A 15,022-nucleotide genomic window follows, 5' to 3' on the forward strand; every position below is an offset into this window, starting at 1 on the left:
GAACAGCCGGAGAGCCCATGGCGGAAGACCTGCAGCCCGACCCCTCGCTCATCGGTGGTGTGCCGAAGCCGCCGCTCGCCTTCCTGCCCGAGCCGGTCAAGCTTTTCCAGGCGCGCGCCCGCCGTTTCGCTTTCCTTGCCACAAGCAATGCGCTTGCGCCCTATCTAACGTTCCTTTCCGAACTTTCGCGCCTGCAGGCACGGCTTGCGGCAACGCTGCCGCCGGCCGCACCGATGACGGCGGCCCGCATCGCTGAAGCGGCACGCGGCGGGATGCCGCCTATCGACCGGCGGGCACGCGCCCGCGATCCCGCCCTTTCTGCGACACTCGTCGCCTTCACCGAGAGCGTCACCGAGCTTGCCATGCCCGAGCCTGCCCGCGTTGCGCTGAATGCCGTGCGCGCCGCCAATGCCGAGGACCGCGACTGGCTGCTCTCCAACATCCTGTCGGATCGCATTCCCGAAGACAGCACCGCCCCGCATCTCTTCGCCGCCGCCGCCGTGCAGGTCCACATGGCGCGGCTGGCCGCGACGCTCGATGCGGCCGCGCTGGTGCCGGTGGGCGTCGGCCTTTGCCCCGCCTGCGGCGGCCGCCCGGCCACCTCCTCGGTCATGGGCACGCAGGGCATAGAAAATGTGCGCTATGCCACCTGCGCCTGCTGCGCCACGCAGTGGAACGAGGTGCGGGTGAAATGCCTGTGCTGCGGCTCGACCAAGGGCATCAGCTACCGCTCGGTCGAAACCACCGAGGCCACGGTGAAGGCCGAGACCTGCGGGGAATGCCATTCCTGGGTCAAAATCTTCTATATGGCGAAGAACCCGAGCCTCGACCCCATCGCCGATGATATCGGCAGTCTGGGCCTCGACATGCTGATGAAGGAAACGGATTTCCGTCGCGGGGGCTTCAACCCCTATCTTTCGGGCTATTGATGCAGGGGTTTCGCGCGCTTCCCTCCGTCGACCAACTGCTTATCGCGTCCGAGGGCTTGGCGCTGGTCGAAGAACACGGCCGCCTCGCCGTCGTCACCGCCATCCGGGCGCGGCTCGAAATGGCGCGGGAGAAAATTCGGGGCGGCGAGGACGGCGCAGCACTTGCGGCCGACCTGCCGCGCCAGATCGCCGAAGACCTCACCATTGCCGCCCGCTCCGGCCTTCGCCCGGTGCTGAACCTCACCGGCACGGTGCTGCACACCAATCTCGGCCGCGCCATCCTTGCGGAAGAAGCCGTCCGCGCTGCAACCGCTGCCATGGCCAATCCGCTGGCGCTAGAATTCGATCTCGACGGCGGCGGGCGTGGCCGGCGCGACGACCATCTGCGCGGGCTTTTGCGTGACCTGACGGGCGCCGAGGACGCTACCATCGTCAACAACAATGCCGCCGCCGTGCTGATCGCCCTCAATACGCTCAGCGAAGGCCGCGAGGCCATCGTTTCGCGCGGCGAGCTGATCGAGATCGGCGGCGCCTTCCGCATGCCCGACATCATGGCCCGTGCCGGCGCGAAGCTGGTGGAGATCGGCACCACCAACCGCACCCATGCCCGCGACTATGAGGGCGCGATCCGGCCGGAAACCGGTGTCATTCTCAAGGTCCACACATCGAACTACCGCATCGAAGGTTTTACCGCCGAAGTCCCTGCGTCGAGACTGGCCGGCATTACCAGGAAGGCCGGCGTGCCGCTGCTCAACGATCTCGGCTCCGGCTCGCTGATCCATCTCTCCGTCTTCGGCCTGCGGCGCGAGCCGACCGTGGCGGAAGCCGTGGCCGAGGGCGCCGATCTCGTCACATTCTCCGGCGACAAGCTGCTCGGCGGGCCGCAGGCCGGCTTCATCGTCGGCCGGCGCGATCTGATCGCCGCCATCAACCGCAATCCACTGAAGCGCGCCGTGAGGCTCGACAAGATCCGCATCGCCGCACTCGAAGCGACGCTGAGACTCTACCGCGATCCCGACCGGCTTCGCGAGCGCCTGCCGACCCTGCGCTTCCTCGCCCGCCCCGAGGGTGACATCGCCGCGCAGGCTGCCCGTCTCGCCCCTTCAGTCGATGCGCTGCTTGTCCCGCATGGCTTTTCGGCGGCCCCCACTCCCTGCAAAAGCCAGGTCGGCTCGGGCGCCCTGCCGGTCGATACGATCCCAAGCGCCGGCCTGCGGCTGACGGGGGACGGCGGCGATGCGCCAGACCGGCTCTCCGCCCGGCTGAGGGCGCTGCCCGTGCCGGTGATCGGCCATATCCGTGATGGAGCGCTGGTGCTCGACCTGCGCTGCCTCGACCGGGACGAAGCGCTGCTTTCGGCGCTCGCCGCCCTATGATCGTCGGAACGGCCGGCCATATCGATCACGGCAAAACCGCGCTCATCAAAGCGCTGACCGGCACCAATGCCGACCGTCTCGCCGAGGAAAAGGCGCGCGGCATCACCATCGACCTCGGCTTCGCCTATGCCGATCTCGGCGGCGGCACGATCACCGGTTTCGTCGATGTGCCCGGCCATGAACGGTTGATCCACACCATGCTCGCCGGCGCCGGCGGCATCGATTTCGCGCTGCTGGCGGTGGCCGTGGATGACGGCATCATGCCGCAGACGCGTGAACACCTCGCCATCCTCGACCTGATCGGCATCGACAGGGGCATCGTCGCCCTGACCAAGGCCGACCTCGCCGGGCCGGAGCGGCGCGCCGAGGCGACGGCGGAAATCCGCGCCGCCCTTGCCGGTACCGGACTTGCCGACGCGCCGGTGATCGCCGTCTCAAGCGTGACTGGCGAGCGTATCGAAACCCTGCGCGCCGCCCTTGCCGCCGCCGAGGCCGAAACAGCCGCGCGGGAACGGGACGGCCCGCTACGCTTTGCCGTCGATCGCAGTTTCACGCTTTCCGGCGCGGGCACCGTGGTCACCGGCATGATGCTCTCCGGCCGCGTCGCGCTCGACGATACGGTCACCGTCAGCCCCTCCGGCCTGACGGCCCGCGTGCGCGGCATCCATGCGCAGAACCGCAAGGCGACGGAAGGGTTCGCCGGCCAGCGCTGCGCGCTGAACCTTGCCGGCGAGCGGGTGACAAAGGAGGCCATCCGGCGCGGCGATATTGTGCTCTCACCTGCACTCCATGCTCCCACCGACCGGATCGATGCCGTGCTCTCGGTGCTCGCATCGGAAGCCAAACCCGTCGGCACCTGGTTTCCCGCCCGGCTGCACAGCCACGCGGAGGAGGCCGGCACGCGCATCGTTCCGCTCGATCGGCCGATTGCGCCGGGACAGGAGGGGTTCGTGCAACTGGTTCTCGAGCGCCCGATCGCCGCCTCCATCGGCGACCGCTTCATCCTGCGCGACACCTCTGCCAGCCGCACGATCGGCGGCGGCCGCTTCCTCGATCTTCGCCCGCCGGCGAGAAAGCGCGGCACGCCGGAAAGGCTCGCCTCCCTCGCCGCCGCCCGCGCTGCCGATCCGGCACAGGCGCTTGCCGGGTTGATCGCCGTCGCCCCTGTCGATCTCGCCATCTTTATGCGCGACCGCGCCCTTGCCGAAAGCGCCCTGCCCGGCATCCTTGCCGCCGCGAAAGCCGAGACGGTCGGCGGATTTGCCCTCTCCCCGGCGGCCTTCCACGGCCTGCAACGAGATTTGGCCGAACAATTGACCGCCTTCCATGCCGAAAATCCCGATCTCGCAGGCATCGGGCGCGAACGGCTGCGTCTTGCCCTGCGCCCTCGCCTGCCGAAGGAAACCTTCCTCGCCTTTCTGAAGATGCAGGCCGCAGCCGGCGGCGTGGTGCTCGACGGCGCTTTCCTGCGCCTGCCCGGCCACGAGGTGCGGCTCTCGCCGGTCGATGACGGATTGTGGCTGCGCATCCAGCCGGAGCTTCTGGGCGAAAGCCGTTTCCGCCCGCCACGCGTGCGCGATCTCGCCGACGCGTTCGGCATGGATGAGCGTGAGGTGCGGCGCGTCCTGAAACTGACGCAAAAACTCGGCCGCACCGACCAGATCGCCCACGATCATTTCTTCGCACGCGAGGTGACGGAGGAAATGGCGGCGATCGTGCGGGATGTGGCAGCGAAGGCGCCGGAGGGCTGGTTTACCGCCCCCGCCTTCCGCGACCGCGTCCACAACGGCCGCAAGGTCGCCATCGAAATCCTCGATTTCTTCGATCGGCTCGGCTTGACCTTGCGCAAAGGCGACTTGCGCCGCATAAATCCCCATCGCATCGATCTGTTCGATCGCTAGAACGGCATACGCAATTTCGGACGCAAAACCGCTTCGCACTTTTGCTGGAATTGCTTCAGGAAGGGAATCGTCTCCGGTGGGACGGCCGGACTTCAAATCCGGTTGGGGCAGCGAGACTGTCTCGGGTGGGTTCGACCCCCACTCCCCTCCGCCAGCGGCCGGATTTGACCCCGGCTCAACGGGCGAAGCGCGACGGCATCACCGCTTGGCCATGGGCGCAAGCGGGCCGAGGCTGTCGAGATAGGCCGAGGCGCCATTGTTCTCATAGGTGGAGAACACCACGTCACGGTCGCGGTACGACTTCAGCACCTGGCCAAGGCCGTTAGCGCCCTGCGCGCGGACCTGACGCACCAGACCGAGATCGACATTGATCGGGAAGATTTCCGCGACCTGCCCACATTGGTGCACGAGATTGCCGGTCGGGTCCGCGACCAGCGAACGGCCGACGATATAGCAGGAGAAGATCACCGCCGTCGCCTGTACGATGACAAGCGGATTGGTCCAGACCACCGCAATGATTAGTTCGAACTCGAATTGAACAAACGAAAATTAACAAACCCGGCGCGCAGAAGCGTCAAACCCGAAACTTTAGACGACAAGCAGGCATGTAACAACGTAACGAAATAAGGGCTTAGAATGGTGCCCGGAGGCGGATTTGAACCACCGACACGCGGATTTTCAATCCGCTGCTCTACCAACTGAGCTATCCGGGCATCCCTGCTTCGTGAAGCAGTTGTTTCCAATTCGGAAACCGTGGGGCGCTTGGTTCGCCCCGGAAGCGAGCGGGGTTATAACATCCTGTTCGGCGGTGTCCAGCACCAAATGACGTTTTTTTGAGAGGTTTTTGGAAAAACGCGCAAATATCTGAAATTCAAGAGTTATCGTGCGAATTTTTCCAGCAGGATCAGTCTTCGCCGTCTGCCTTCGTCTCGTCTTCGGCAACGGGGATAGCGTAAGCGCCGGTCAGCCATCGGTTCAGGTCGACATTGCGGCAACGGTCCGAGCAGAAGGGGTAATGCTCGCGGTGCGAGGGCCGGCGGCATTCCGGGCATGCCATCGTCTTGCGCAGCGGGGTGACCTTTGAAGACGGCTTTTCCATATCTTCAGCCATAGCTCAGCCTTCGGCCCAGCGGCTGTGGATATCGTATCCTTCGCCGGAAAGCAGGTTCACCGTTTCCTGCAGCGGCAGGCCGACGACATTGGTGTAGGAGCCGATGAGCTTGACGACAAAGCTGCCGGCAATGCCCTGGATACCGTAGCCGCCCGCCTTGCCGCGCCATTGGCCCGAAGCGATGTAGGCATCGATGTCGCGCGTCGAAAGCCGCTTGAAGCGAACCTTGGTGTCGATCACCTTCTGGCGCACGGCCCGCGCCGGGGTGATCAGGCAGATGCCGGTATAGACGCGGTGGCCGCGACCGGACAGGAGATGCAGCGCGCTCGATGCATCGCTCACCAGCTCCGGCTTGCCGAGAATGCGCCGGCCGACGGAAACGACGGTATCGGCTGCCAGGATATAGGCATCGTCCCAGCCGGGCTCGCCCTTTACGGCGGCAAGCGCCGCCCGCGCCTTTTCGCCGGCAAGACGCCAGGCGAGCGAACGCGGATGCTCAGCCCGCTTCGGTGTCTCGTCGAGATCCATCGGCATCAGGCGCTGCGGCTCGATGCCGGCCTGCGCCAGAAGTTCGACGCGGCGGGGCGAGCCGGAGGCGAGGATAAGCTTTTGTGTCAACGCCATCGCAACAGGGCCATTGTTCGATTTCGGTTCCGGGCGACGCCGGGGCCGGCTGTGAAGCCGGTCAGCGGCTGGCGGCCACGCTTACTTGAAGCGATAGGTGATACGGCCCTTGGTCAGGTCGTAAGGGGTCATTTCGACCAGCACCTTGTCGCCGGCGAGAACCCGGATGCGGTTCTTGCGCATGCGGCCCGCGGTATGCGCGATGATCTCGTGTTCGTTTTCAAGCTTTACGCGGAAGGTCGCATTCGGCAGCAATTCGGTAACAACGCCCGGAAATTCGAGGACTTCTTCTTTCGCCATGTAGGGTATGTCTTTCTGGTTTCGGTCGGGACGCAGGGGGCGTCCCTTAAAAATTTGGGCGGAAACTACACAATCACCGTCCATTTGTGAACAGCGATGATCCCGCTTTTCCTGGATTTGTCTGCTCTATGGCACCCTTGAGGGGCTTCGCGCAAGCAAACGATGCCGGATCAGGGTCGCCAGATGGTCGCGCACCTCGCGATAGGCGGTGACGATCTGCTCGCGGGTGCCGCGCGCCGTGGTCGGATCGGGCGTCGGCCAGTAGATGACGTCGATCGCCATGGAGCGGGTCAGCTCCAGCGCGGCGTGGTGAGCCTCCGGCGCAAGCGTCACGATCATGTCGAAATAATCGTCTTCCAGTTCGTCCAGCGAATGCGGCTGATGGCGGCCGACGGAAAGGCCAAGCTCCGCCATCACCACATCGACGAAGGGATCGCGTTCGCCAGGGCGCACACCGGCAGAGGCGACATAGGTTCCGGCGGGCAAAATGCTTTTTGCCAAGGCCTCGGCCATCGGTGAGCGGATCGCATTCATGCCGCACATGAACAGAATGGAGCCGGGCGGCTTCCTTTCCGTAGCATGCTCGGGAGCGAGCGCCTCCATCATGCCGTCACCCGCGCCAATAGAGGACGCAGACCAGCGTGAACAGCCGGCGGGCGGTGTCGAAATCCACCTTGATCTTGCCCTCCAGCCTGTCCATCAGGGTTTGCGAACCCTCATTGTGAATGCCGCGACGGCCCATGTCGATCGCCTCGATCTGGCTCGGTGTCGATTGCCGGATCGCCTCGTAGTAGCTCTCGCAGATCATGAAATAGTCTTTCACGATGCGGCGGAAGGGCGTGAGCGACAGGATGTGAGTGGTGACGTCCTCGCCGCCTTCGGTGCTGATGGCGAACACCAGTTGCTTGGCATTGACCAGCGACAGCTTCAGCCGATAAGGCCCGCCGGCATGGCCGAGGGGCTCGAAGGTGTTTTCCTCGATCAGGTCGAAGATCGCCACCGCGCGCTCGTGCTCGACATCGGGGGTCGAGCGGCCGATGGTTTCGTCCAGCACGACATCGCAGAGACGGTGGCCGCCGGAGGGTTTCGTCATCCTTCGTCCCCGAGATTAAGGCGGATTGCCACCGAGCGGGCATGGGCTTCCAGCCCCTCGGAGCGGGCGAGCGCGATGGCAGCCGGTCCAAGATCGCGCAGCTGATCCGGGCCGAGGCGCAGGATCGAGGTGCGCTTCATATAATCGAGCACGCCGAGGCCGGACGAGAAGCGGGCGGAACGCGCCGTCGGCAGCACATGGTTCGAGCCGCCGACATAATCGCCGATCACTTCCGGCGTGTGGGCGCCGACAAAGATCGCGCCGGCATTGCGGATCTTCGGGATCATCGCATCGGCACCGGCCATGGCCAGCTCCAGATGCTCGGCGGCGATGCGGTTTGCCAGCGGCACGGCCGCCTCAAGATCCGGCACCAGGATGACGGCGCCGAAATCGCGCCAACTGGCGCGCGCCGTTTCCGCCCGCGGCAGTAGCGCCAGCTGGCGTTCGACTGCGGCTTCCACGGCGGCGGCCAGGGCCGCGTCGTCGGTGATCAGGATGGCCTGGGCGCCGGCGTCGTGCTCGGCTTGCGCGAGAAGGTCGGCGGCGATCCAGTCGGGATTGTTATCGCGGTCGGCGATGACCAGCACTTCGGAGGGGCCGGCGATCATGTCGATACCGACCGTGCCGAAGACCTGCCGCTTGGCGGCGGCGACATAGGCATTGCCCGGCCCCATGATCTTGGCGACCGGCGCGATGGTCTCGGTGCCATAGGCAAGGGCTGCGATCGCCTGGGCACCGCCGATACGATAGATTTCCTCGACGCCCGCCATGCGCGCGGCGGCGAGCACCGCCGGATTGATCACGCCACCGTTGGCCGGCACGACCATGACGATGCGCTCGACACCGGCGACCTTGGCCGGCAGGGCATTCATGAGCACCGAACTCGGATAGCTCGCCGTGCCGCCCGGCACGTAAAGGCCAACGGCATCAATCGCCGTCCAGCGCGAGCCGAGGCCGACACCCATCGAGTCCTCGTAGATATCGTCTCTCGGGCGCTGGCGGGCGTGGTGCGCTTCGATGCGCACGGCCGCGACCTTCAACGCGCCCAGCACTTCAGACGGTACGGCAGCAATCGCCTCATCGATTTCCGTGGCCGTCACCTTCATTTGCGTGACAGCAAAGTCGAGCCCGTCGAAACGGCGTGTATAATCGGCAAGCGCCGCATCGCCGCGTGCGCGCACGTCCTCGATGATGGAGCGCACGATTGCATTCACGTCCTCGGACACCTCGCGTTTCGTCGTCAAAAAGGCCGCAAAATCCTTCTCGAAGGCGGGAGAGAGGGTATCCAGTCGAACAGCCACGCGATCAGGTCCTTGTCATGTGAGATACTGCCAAAGCCGCACCGGCTTTGCTGCCGGGAGACGGGCGGCAGCCCCGAATTCATTCAAACCGCCGGATGCCGCGGCTTCAATCCGGTTTCCCATGCCCCGCCGGTATCGGCAAGCTGGGCCTCGATACATTCCACATCCAGCGCGATCGTCGCATCGGCCGACAGAAGCAATTCCAGCGTACCTTCCGGCCCCTCGCCCTTGCGCTCGAAATTGAGCGCCAGTAGCGACAGCACCTTGTCGGCATCGCTCCTGTCAAAACCGATCGAACGCACGGCATTCACCCGCTTGAAGAGAAGCAGGCTCCGGCGGCGCTCGTAAGCTTTGGAGCGCTCCGCCGCCTTTTCCCAGACGAAACGGTTGACCTCGATGGAAAACTGGCCTGAACGCCCGTCGAAAGCAAGCCCGGAAACCTTGAAGACCGCATCCTGCACATGGGCGGAAACGATCTCCAAATCCTCGGCATCGAGCGCCATCAGCTTCAATGTATCCATGCGTGTCCAACCCTTTGCCGCAGCCGTCCATGACCTGACCGTCATGAAGGACATAGGACGGCTCGGCGCTTTGCGCAACAGCGGGCTGCGGCTTCAAAGATCAGTCGCTGACGCGCTCGACATTGGCGCCGCAGCGGTTCAGCTTTTCTTCCAGCCGCTCGAAGCCGCGGTCGAGGTGATAGACGCGTGAAACCATGGTCTCGCCTTCCGCCACCAGGCCGGCGATGACCAGCGAGACGGAGGCGCGCAGGTCGGTCGCCATGACCGGCGCACCCTTCAGCCGCTCGACGCCCTCGATCTTGGCCGTCTGGCCGGAGAGCGAGATTTTCGCACCGAGGCGGGCAAGTTCCTGCACGTGCATGAAGCGGTTTTCGAAGATCGTCTCGGTGATGTGGGAAACGCCGTTCGAGCGGGTCATCAGGCCCATGAACTGCGCCTGCAGGTCGGTCGGGAAGCCGGGGAACGGATCGGTGACGATATCGACCGGCTTGATGCCGCCGCCGTTGCGCACGACGCGCAGGCCGCTTTCGGTCTCGGTGATTTCAGCGCCGGCGCGGCGGATGGCTTCGAGCGCGGTGTCGAGCAGAGCCGCATTCGTGCCTTCCAGCACGACATCGCCGCCGGCCATGGCAACGGCCATGGCATAGGTGCCGGTCTCGATGCGGTCCGGCAGCACCCGGTGGCGGGCGCCGGAGAGGGAGGTGACGCCCTCGATGGTGATCGTGCTCGTGCCCGCGCCGGAAATCTTGGCGCCCATTGCATTGAGGCAATTGGCGAGATCGACGACTTCCGGTTCGCGGGCGGCGTTGCCGATGGTGGTGACGCCATTGGCGAGCGTGGCCGCCATCATCATCACATGGGTCGCACCAACCGAAACCTTCGGGAAGACGTAGCGGGCGCCGATCAGGCCGCCCTTCGGCGCCGTCGCATTGATATAGCCGCTATCGATTTCCATGTTGGCACCGAGGGCGGCGAGACCTTCGATGAATAGATCAACCGGCCGCGTGCCGATGGCGCAGCCGCCCGGCAGCGAAACGCGGGCCTTGCCTTCGCGGGCAAGCAGCGGGCCGATGACCCAGAAGCTGGCGCGCATCTTCGAGACCAGTTCGTAGGGAGCGGTCGTATCGACGATGTTGCGCGAGGTGAAATGAATGGTGCGGGCGTAGCTTTCGCCCTGGCGCTCGCGGCGACCGTTGACGGAGATGTCGGCGCCGTGGTTGCCGAGAATGCGGATCAGCTGCTCGACATCGGCCAGATGCGGCACGTTTTCCAAGGTCAGCGTGTCGTCGGTCAGGAGCGAGGCAATCATCAGCGGCAGAGCTGCATTCTTCGCGCCGGAAATCGGGATGATGCCGCGCAGTTCGTTGCCGCCGGTAATTCTGATACGGTCCATATGACACCTACGGGCCTTGCCCGCCTTTCCTAGAAGACAATCTTCCTGATGGGATTGCGCCTCATAGCCGAAGCGCCGGGAAATGAGAAGAACATTGCACCGCAGACGGGCCGAAACGGGGGACGGCAACGGCCGCCTGCAGCTTTGACGACCTTATTCGCCTGATTCGTGCGTTTTTGCGGCAAGTTCCGCAGGTTCACCCTGATTTGCCCGTTCTTCGGATGGGGCGGCCGGCAGGCCGGACGTTTCATCTGCCGCACCCGCGCGGCGCGCCCTGCCCTGCTGCTTGCGCCTGAGCAGATTTTCGCGCAGCGTCCTTGCGGCCCGCTCGCGCCGCGCCTCGGCCTGCCGCTCGGCCTCTGTGGCCCGCGAACGCACAGACTTCGACGGCAGATCGCCGTTGTTTTGATCCTCGTTTTTATCCATGCTGCCGCCATAGCGCAAAACGGCTTCGACCGGAAGCCATCCACGCTTTTCCACGCTTGCGTCACGAAAACTTCGGATTGGCGCTTGCACTTGCGAAAAACCTATGGCAATAGGCCCTCGCTCGCGCCGAAACGGACTGATCCACGGCGCCGGATGCTGCTATAGCTCAGGGGTAGAGCACTCCCTTGGTAAGGGAGAGGCCGAGAGTTCAAATCTCTCTAGCAGCACCACTTTTCTCCTCTGAAAACGCTGAACATTCTGGTTTTTGTGTTGGCGGCGCCATCACGTTCGACCATCCCCTCGACATGTCCGGTACGCGACTCGACCTGACATCCGCGTTGAAGTTGGGGCAGCGGGGCACCCACCGGGCGATCGCGACGACGTGCATCGGTGTCGGGCAGGGCATATCGCTTTTGTTAACCAGACCATAAGACCGGGACGGCATAGTCGATCTGTTCGCCGGCACGATAGATGCAAATGAGGCTCACCTGCACATTTGCTGCGGCTCCACCCATCGAGCCGGATTGATCGATCGCTTCCAAAACGTTAGGGGAAGCCCGAAACGAAAGGACCGTCCCTCCCCATGGCCATCTCCGATCTCATCCTGCAGCTTCAGCATGCGACTGGACCGAACAACGATCTCGATATCTCTATCGGCATCGTCGCGGGCTACAAGCGCGAGGTTCAGATGCTGGGCGAAGACGACCAGAAGGCGCGTAAGGTGGTCTGGCTTTATCCGAAGAACGGCGGCGAGGCTCCGCTGCCACGCTTTACCGAAAACCTTGAGGACGCCTATCTTCTGGCCCGCACCGTCCTGCCCGGCTCGATCGGCGGCGTCAGTTGGGACGAGGAAGGCGGGACTGCCAAGATCGACGACGGCCCTTATTACACCGCGGCAACGCCCGCGCTTGCCCTCTGCATCGCCGCGCTGAGCGGCGCCTATGCCGAGGAAGAGGCGCTCGAAACCACGCCCTGAAACCGCTGCCGCTGACTTGTGGCATTGCTGTTCCCTTCTCCTTTCTACCGGCTTGCCGAGGGGGCGAACGCAAATCTTGACCTTCCTGAAAATAGAACATATAGTGAACATATAAGTTCGTATCGTCCCGGACACCGCCAACCGGAGGCAAAGGAGACCAAGATGAGCAGAACAGAGGAGTTGATCGAGAGGGTTCGCGCTACCGTCGCGCGCTCGCAGGCTCTGCGCGAACGGGCCCTTGCCCACCGCGCCAATACGCAGCGCCTGACCCAGCCGGCCCAGGACAGGAACGGCCAGTTGCATTTCGTCTTCGCAACCAGCCAGCAGGATGGTACCCGCCACTGACCGCCGAAGCCGCCAGTACACGGGGTGGCCGATATGCGAACACCCAAGCCCCCATGCCCTCCGGTCACCCCTCTGTCCACAATCGGCGCGCTTGTCCTTGTCATCGCGCACCCTTGCCGCCATTTCGTCAAAATCCAACGTCGTAGTGATCGCAGCAGACGAAAAGGGGTAAGTCATGGGTCAGTGGCGCAACGAGCCGATGCATCCACAGCATGTCGAGCTGTGCCAGAGAGTGTTCGACGCTGCCTGTGCCGCAAGAAACATCGAGATCGGCAGCGACGCCCGCGATCCGGTCGCCGCCTATGTGTTGACGCTCTATCGTCATGGCGTGCGTCAGGAGGACGAATTGCTCGAACGCGTTCTCGGGGGACTTGACGAAGAATCATGAACGACGATCAAATGGACGATGACGATGCAGCCATCGACCGTGGGGAGCCGATGCAGGAAAAGCGCTACGAAATCCGGCAGGAAAGCAATGGCTGCTGGACGGTCGTGGATGTACTCACCGGCCTGCCCGCAGCCTCCGACGGCCGCGATCTGACCGGGCTTGGCAAGGACGATGCAAGCGACATCGCCTATGCTCTGAACGAGGACGTATCCCGCCATCGCGACAGCCCGCTGGTCTGAACCAGCCAAGCACCTGGCGGTTGACGCAACGCCGGAAAGCCCTCGTGACCACTCTTTGCCGCCGCCTCTTTTTGCCCGTCTGCGGAGACACTTGCCATCCTTTTCGTCAAGTAGCGCGTGTACAACTTGAATGTGAAGGAGACACTATTATGTTGAAAGGACACCACGCCTGGAGATCGTCATGTCCTCGAAAATCCTTGCAGCAGCCATCTCCATCTCGGCCGCCACCCTGCTCGCGTCCTGCTCGACCCCTTCCGGGTCGGTCGAGCCCGTTCCCGGCAGCATCACTTATGGCGGCCAGCCAAGGACGAAGCTCACCAAGTCCCCTGTCGGCAGCAAGTTCCAACACCGCTTCGCCTACGGAACGGGTATGGCTGTGGAGACCTATGTCATAGAACCCGACCGCTCGGTGAAGCTCATCCGCCGTGACATCATACCCGATCTCTCGCTCGGTAACGGCTGAGGCCCGGACATGAAAATGGCCGCACAGGGCGGCCATTTTTTCTTTTCCGTTTCTGCGATGCCACTCAGTTGAGGCGATCTACGATGGCTGTCGTCGTCGCCGCGACCGCCACAGGACGCGCAACGATGCCGAGGAACTTGGCGAAATCCACCGAGGGATGGCGGGATGCGTAGATTACGTCGCGGCTCTTGACCGGAAAGGTCTGGCCGACCATCAGGCTATCGGCATGGGACATGTCGAGACGATAGACGATCGGATAGCGGCCAACGCTGTCGGGCTGCATTCCCTTGCGTAGCATTGCGTTGAAGCGCTCGGTGCCAAGCAGGCTCATGACGACATCCGGCTCTTCGTAACGGAAAACGAAATAGCCCTTGGCGTCCACGACTTCATCCGAACCGCCACCGGCCATGGCAACGGCCTCGAGCAGGTTCAGGTCGTTGGCGCCGAAATCGATACGCTTGTTCAGCTTGGTCGCACCGAGCACGGTGAATGTGCGCGGGTCCTGGGTGACGTAAATTTGGTCACCAGGGCGCACGAAGATGTTTTCGGACGGGTTCTCGATAATCGTCTTCAACAGCGCCGTACCGGTCTTCTTGCCGCGAACAAGCGTGATGTAGCTTTCATAAGGCTGCGCGACCGGACCGCCGGCCTTGGCGATCACCTCGTTGATCGTTTCCGGCACGAGGTTCAGTGGCACGACCGAAGAGCGGGCGACGGCGCCCGAGACGGTGACGTTGCGCGATGCCGTGGCAAGGCTGGTGACCACGACGTCAGGCTCGACCGCCTTCTTGACGAGGGCATCGAGGATCGTCTGCCGCGCCTGTTCGAGCGTCTTGCCTGCAAACTGCACATGACCGACATAGGGGATAGACGCGCCGCCATCCGGCTGCACGATGAGGTCGAGATTGGTCTGCTTCGAATCGGTGGTCGAGAAGAGGCCGTCGCTGCCGGCTTCGAAGATCGTGACCTTCAGCGCATCGCCGACGCCGATGACGACCTGACCGACGCCGCCGCCGATACCGAATTTACGGCTGAGCGCCGTTGCGACATAGTTGGAAACGAGGCGTGCGGAACGGGCATCGACATCGATGACGTCATAAGCGACCGTGTTCTCACGGCCGATCTCCTGCGACGACTTGCCGGCATCCTTGACAATGTCAGAAGAGAGAGGGCCTTCGCCCGGAACTGCCTGACAACCCGCCAGAACGGTACAGATCAGGATCACATTCAAACGGTTCAATGAAACCACTCCGAAATCGGCCTTTAGCGCTTTATATAAGGGGACGCGCCGGGGCCGTGCATTCAAACCGGACTTCCGATTGGCCCTTGAAAAGCACAATCGCTGTCCCACAACAAGCCATTTCGGCGAGGTTGCACGCAAATATTCACGGGTGCGCCTTTCATGCAATAGCTGCCCACAAGCGTTACGTCCTGTCTTCATTTTTGTTTGGGACGTCTGTGCAACCTGTGTATTTTCGCATGAAAAAGGTTGAAAGCTGGTGAACATCGATTAGAGGTTCACAAATGTAGCTTGTGAAGATATATGCCCGCCCCTCGGGAGCGAGGCGACAGACTGGAAGTTCCGATTGCATTTTTGAAGTTCAAATGCGATCAGCAGGACAACTCACAGAAGCTT

Annotated in this window: 20 protein-coding genes and 3 tRNA genes; 11 read left to right on the top strand and 12 right to left on the bottom strand. The window is 63.3% G+C overall.

Annotated features, from left to right (window positions below; genetic code table 11):
• The first annotated feature begins 17 nt into the window (after positions 1-17).
• The 4 genes from fdhE (at position 18) to ASC86_RS25560 (ending at position 4,360) form a co-directional block, all read left to right on the top strand.
• On the top strand, positions 18-929 hold the full coding sequence (fdhE, locus tag ASC86_RS04090) for a formate dehydrogenase accessory protein FdhE (protein ID WP_056316404.1): 912 nt from the start codon (positions 18-20) through the stop codon (positions 927-929).
• Entirely contained in the window at positions 929-2,305 is a 1,377-nt protein-coding gene (selA, locus tag ASC86_RS04095; RefSeq protein ID WP_056316407.1) for an L-seryl-tRNA(Sec) selenium transferase, read from the top strand. Before fdhE ends, selA begins: the two co-directional genes overlap by 1 nt.
• The gene (gene selB, locus ASC86_RS04100) at positions 2,302-4,206 is read left to right on the top strand and encodes a selenocysteine-specific translation elongation factor (RefSeq protein WP_056316411.1); all 1,905 of its coding nucleotides are present in this window, start codon (positions 2,302-2,304) and stop codon (positions 4,204-4,206) included. The genes selA and selB overlap by 4 nt, the downstream gene beginning before the upstream one ends.
• A gap of 58 nt (positions 4,207-4,264) precedes the next feature.
• Positions 4,265-4,360: transfer RNA gene (locus ASC86_RS25560), tRNA-Sec, on the top strand.
• Between the two features lie 44 nt (positions 4,361-4,404).
• Here ASC86_RS25560 and ASC86_RS04105 read toward each other — a convergent pair.
• The 11 genes from ASC86_RS04105 to ASC86_RS04155 form a co-directional block, all read right to left on the bottom strand.
• Positions 4,405-4,716, bottom strand: a complete 312-nt coding sequence (locus ASC86_RS04105) for a hypothetical protein (RefSeq protein ID WP_056316413.1) — start codon at positions 4,714-4,716, stop codon at positions 4,405-4,407.
• 127 nt (positions 4,717-4,843) lie between these two features.
• Positions 4,844-4,919 (bottom strand) — tRNA-Phe (locus tag ASC86_RS04110).
• A gap of 191 nt (positions 4,920-5,110) precedes the next feature.
• Complete coding sequence (yacG, locus tag ASC86_RS04115) at positions 5,111-5,317, bottom strand: DNA gyrase inhibitor YacG (RefSeq protein WP_056316416.1); 207 nt, start codon at positions 5,315-5,317, stop codon at positions 5,111-5,113.
• A gap of 3 nt (positions 5,318-5,320) precedes the next feature.
• The gene (locus ASC86_RS04120) at positions 5,321-5,941 is read right to left on the bottom strand and encodes a Maf-like protein (protein WP_056316419.1); all 621 of its coding nucleotides are present in this window, start codon (positions 5,939-5,941) and stop codon (positions 5,321-5,323) included.
• A gap of 81 nt (positions 5,942-6,022) precedes the next feature.
• Complete coding sequence (infA, locus tag ASC86_RS04125; RefSeq protein ID WP_004435948.1) at positions 6,023-6,241, bottom strand: translation initiation factor IF-1; 219 nt, start codon at positions 6,239-6,241, stop codon at positions 6,023-6,025.
• A 126-nt stretch (positions 6,242-6,367) separates the two neighbouring features.
• Entirely contained in the window at positions 6,368-6,844 is a 477-nt protein-coding gene (locus tag ASC86_RS04130; protein ID WP_056316421.1) for a low molecular weight phosphatase family protein, read from the bottom strand.
• A gap of 7 nt (positions 6,845-6,851) precedes the next feature.
• Positions 6,852-7,334 carry a UPF0262 family protein gene (locus tag ASC86_RS04135; protein WP_056316424.1) on the bottom strand — a complete coding sequence of 161 codons (483 nt, stop codon included), beginning with the start codon at positions 7,332-7,334 and terminating at the stop codon, positions 6,852-6,854.
• Entirely contained in the window at positions 7,331-8,635 is a 1,305-nt protein-coding gene (gene hisD, locus ASC86_RS04140; protein WP_056316426.1) for a histidinol dehydrogenase, read from the bottom strand. The genes ASC86_RS04135 and hisD overlap by 4 nt, the downstream gene beginning before the upstream one ends.
• An 83-nt stretch (positions 8,636-8,718) precedes the next feature.
• The gene (locus tag ASC86_RS04145; RefSeq protein ID WP_056316429.1) at positions 8,719-9,156 is read right to left on the bottom strand and encodes a DUF2948 family protein; all 438 of its coding nucleotides are present in this window, start codon (positions 9,154-9,156) and stop codon (positions 8,719-8,721) included.
• A 100-nt stretch (positions 9,157-9,256) separates the two neighbouring features.
• Positions 9,257-10,549: a UDP-N-acetylglucosamine 1-carboxyvinyltransferase gene (gene murA, locus ASC86_RS04150; protein ID WP_056316432.1), complete on the bottom strand. Its 1,293-nt coding sequence runs from the start codon at positions 10,547-10,549 to the stop codon at positions 9,257-9,259.
• A gap of 153 nt (positions 10,550-10,702) precedes the next feature.
• Positions 10,703-10,975 (bottom strand): hypothetical protein, encoded by a 273-nt coding sequence (locus tag ASC86_RS04155; protein ID WP_056318231.1) that lies wholly within the window; start codon positions 10,973-10,975, stop codon positions 10,703-10,705.
• A 155-nt stretch (positions 10,976-11,130) separates the two neighbouring features.
• Here ASC86_RS04155 and ASC86_RS04160 point away from each other — a divergent pair.
• The 7 genes from ASC86_RS04160 (at position 11,131) to ASC86_RS04185 (ending at position 13,386) form a co-directional block, all read left to right on the top strand.
• Positions 11,131-11,205, top strand: a tRNA-Thr gene (locus ASC86_RS04160).
• Positions 11,161-11,406 (top strand): hypothetical protein, encoded by a 246-nt coding sequence (locus tag ASC86_RS26840; protein ID WP_156386929.1) that lies wholly within the window; start codon positions 11,161-11,163, stop codon positions 11,404-11,406. The genes ASC86_RS04160 and ASC86_RS26840 overlap by 45 nt, the downstream gene beginning before the upstream one ends.
• A 152-nt stretch (positions 11,407-11,558) precedes the next feature.
• The gene (locus ASC86_RS04165) at positions 11,559-11,951 is read left to right on the top strand and encodes a hypothetical protein (RefSeq protein ID WP_056316435.1); all 393 of its coding nucleotides are present in this window, start codon (positions 11,559-11,561) and stop codon (positions 11,949-11,951) included.
• Between the two features lie 162 nt (positions 11,952-12,113).
• Positions 12,114-12,296 carry a hypothetical protein gene (locus ASC86_RS04170; protein ID WP_056316440.1) on the top strand — a complete coding sequence of 61 codons (183 nt, stop codon included), beginning with the start codon at positions 12,114-12,116 and terminating at the stop codon, positions 12,294-12,296.
• Between the two features lie 175 nt (positions 12,297-12,471).
• The gene (locus ASC86_RS04175) at positions 12,472-12,684 is read left to right on the top strand and encodes a hypothetical protein (RefSeq protein WP_056316444.1); all 213 of its coding nucleotides are present in this window, start codon (positions 12,472-12,474) and stop codon (positions 12,682-12,684) included.
• Positions 12,681-12,923: a hypothetical protein gene (locus ASC86_RS04180; protein ID WP_244477516.1), complete on the top strand. Its 243-nt coding sequence runs from the start codon at positions 12,681-12,683 to the stop codon at positions 12,921-12,923. Before ASC86_RS04175 ends, ASC86_RS04180 begins: the two co-directional genes overlap by 4 nt.
• Before the next feature lie 181 nt (positions 12,924-13,104).
• The gene (locus ASC86_RS04185) at positions 13,105-13,386 is read left to right on the top strand and encodes a hypothetical protein (protein WP_056316445.1); all 282 of its coding nucleotides are present in this window, start codon (positions 13,105-13,107) and stop codon (positions 13,384-13,386) included.
• 64 nt (positions 13,387-13,450) lie between these two features.
• On the opposite strand, the gene ASC86_RS04190 is transcribed toward ASC86_RS04185, so the two are convergent.
• The gene (locus ASC86_RS04190) at positions 13,451-14,626 is read right to left on the bottom strand and encodes a polysaccharide biosynthesis/export family protein (protein ID WP_056316447.1); all 1,176 of its coding nucleotides are present in this window, start codon (positions 14,624-14,626) and stop codon (positions 13,451-13,453) included.
• Positions 14,627-15,022 lie beyond the last annotated feature (396 nt).

This window comes from Rhizobium sp. Root1212 (assembly GCF_001424985.1).
Taxonomy (GTDB): domain Bacteria; phylum Pseudomonadota; class Alphaproteobacteria; order Rhizobiales; family Rhizobiaceae; genus Pararhizobium.

Bases quoted from the DNA above. Each gene is read 5' to 3' on its own strand.
- fdhE (WP_056316404.1), top strand. From the start codon at position 18: ATGGCGGAAGACCTGCAGCCCGACCCCTCGCTCATCGGTGGTGTGCCG.
- selA (WP_056316407.1), top strand. From the start codon at position 929: ATGCAGGGGTTTCGCGCGCTTCCCTCCGTCGACCAACTGCTTATCGCG.
- selB (WP_056316411.1), top strand. From the start codon at position 2,302: ATGATCGTCGGAACGGCCGGCCATATCGATCACGGCAAAACCGCGCTC.
- yacG (WP_056316416.1), bottom strand. From the start codon at position 5,317: ATGGCTGAAGATATGGAAAAGCCGTCTTCAAAGGTCACCCCGCTGCGC.
- ASC86_RS04120 (WP_056316419.1), bottom strand. From the start codon at position 5,941: ATGGCGTTGACACAAAAGCTTATCCTCGCCTCCGGCTCGCCCCGCCGC.
- infA (WP_004435948.1), bottom strand. From the start codon at position 6,241: ATGGCGAAAGAAGAAGTCCTCGAATTTCCGGGCGTTGTTACCGAATTG.
- ASC86_RS04130 (WP_056316421.1), bottom strand. From the start codon at position 6,844: ATGGAGGCGCTCGCTCCCGAGCATGCTACGGAAAGGAAGCCGCCCGGC.
- ASC86_RS04135 (WP_056316424.1), bottom strand. From the start codon at position 7,334: ATGACGAAACCCTCCGGCGGCCACCGTCTCTGCGATGTCGTGCTGGAC.
- ASC86_RS04145 (WP_056316429.1), bottom strand. From the start codon at position 9,156: ATGGATACATTGAAGCTGATGGCGCTCGATGCCGAGGATTTGGAGATC.
- murA (WP_056316432.1), bottom strand. From the start codon at position 10,549: ATGGACCGTATCAGAATTACCGGCGGCAACGAACTGCGCGGCATCATC.
- ASC86_RS04155 (WP_056318231.1), bottom strand. From the start codon at position 10,975: ATGGATAAAAACGAGGATCAAAACAACGGCGATCTGCCGTCGAAGTCT.
- ASC86_RS04165 (WP_056316435.1), top strand. From the start codon at position 11,559: ATGGCCATCTCCGATCTCATCCTGCAGCTTCAGCATGCGACTGGACCG.
- ASC86_RS04170 (WP_056316440.1), top strand. From the start codon at position 12,114: ATGAGCAGAACAGAGGAGTTGATCGAGAGGGTTCGCGCTACCGTCGCG.
- ASC86_RS04175 (WP_056316444.1), top strand. From the start codon at position 12,472: ATGGGTCAGTGGCGCAACGAGCCGATGCATCCACAGCATGTCGAGCTG.
- ASC86_RS04180 (WP_244477516.1), top strand. From the start codon at position 12,681: ATGAACGACGATCAAATGGACGATGACGATGCAGCCATCGACCGTGGG.
- ASC86_RS04185 (WP_056316445.1), top strand. From the start codon at position 13,105: ATGTCCTCGAAAATCCTTGCAGCAGCCATCTCCATCTCGGCCGCCACC.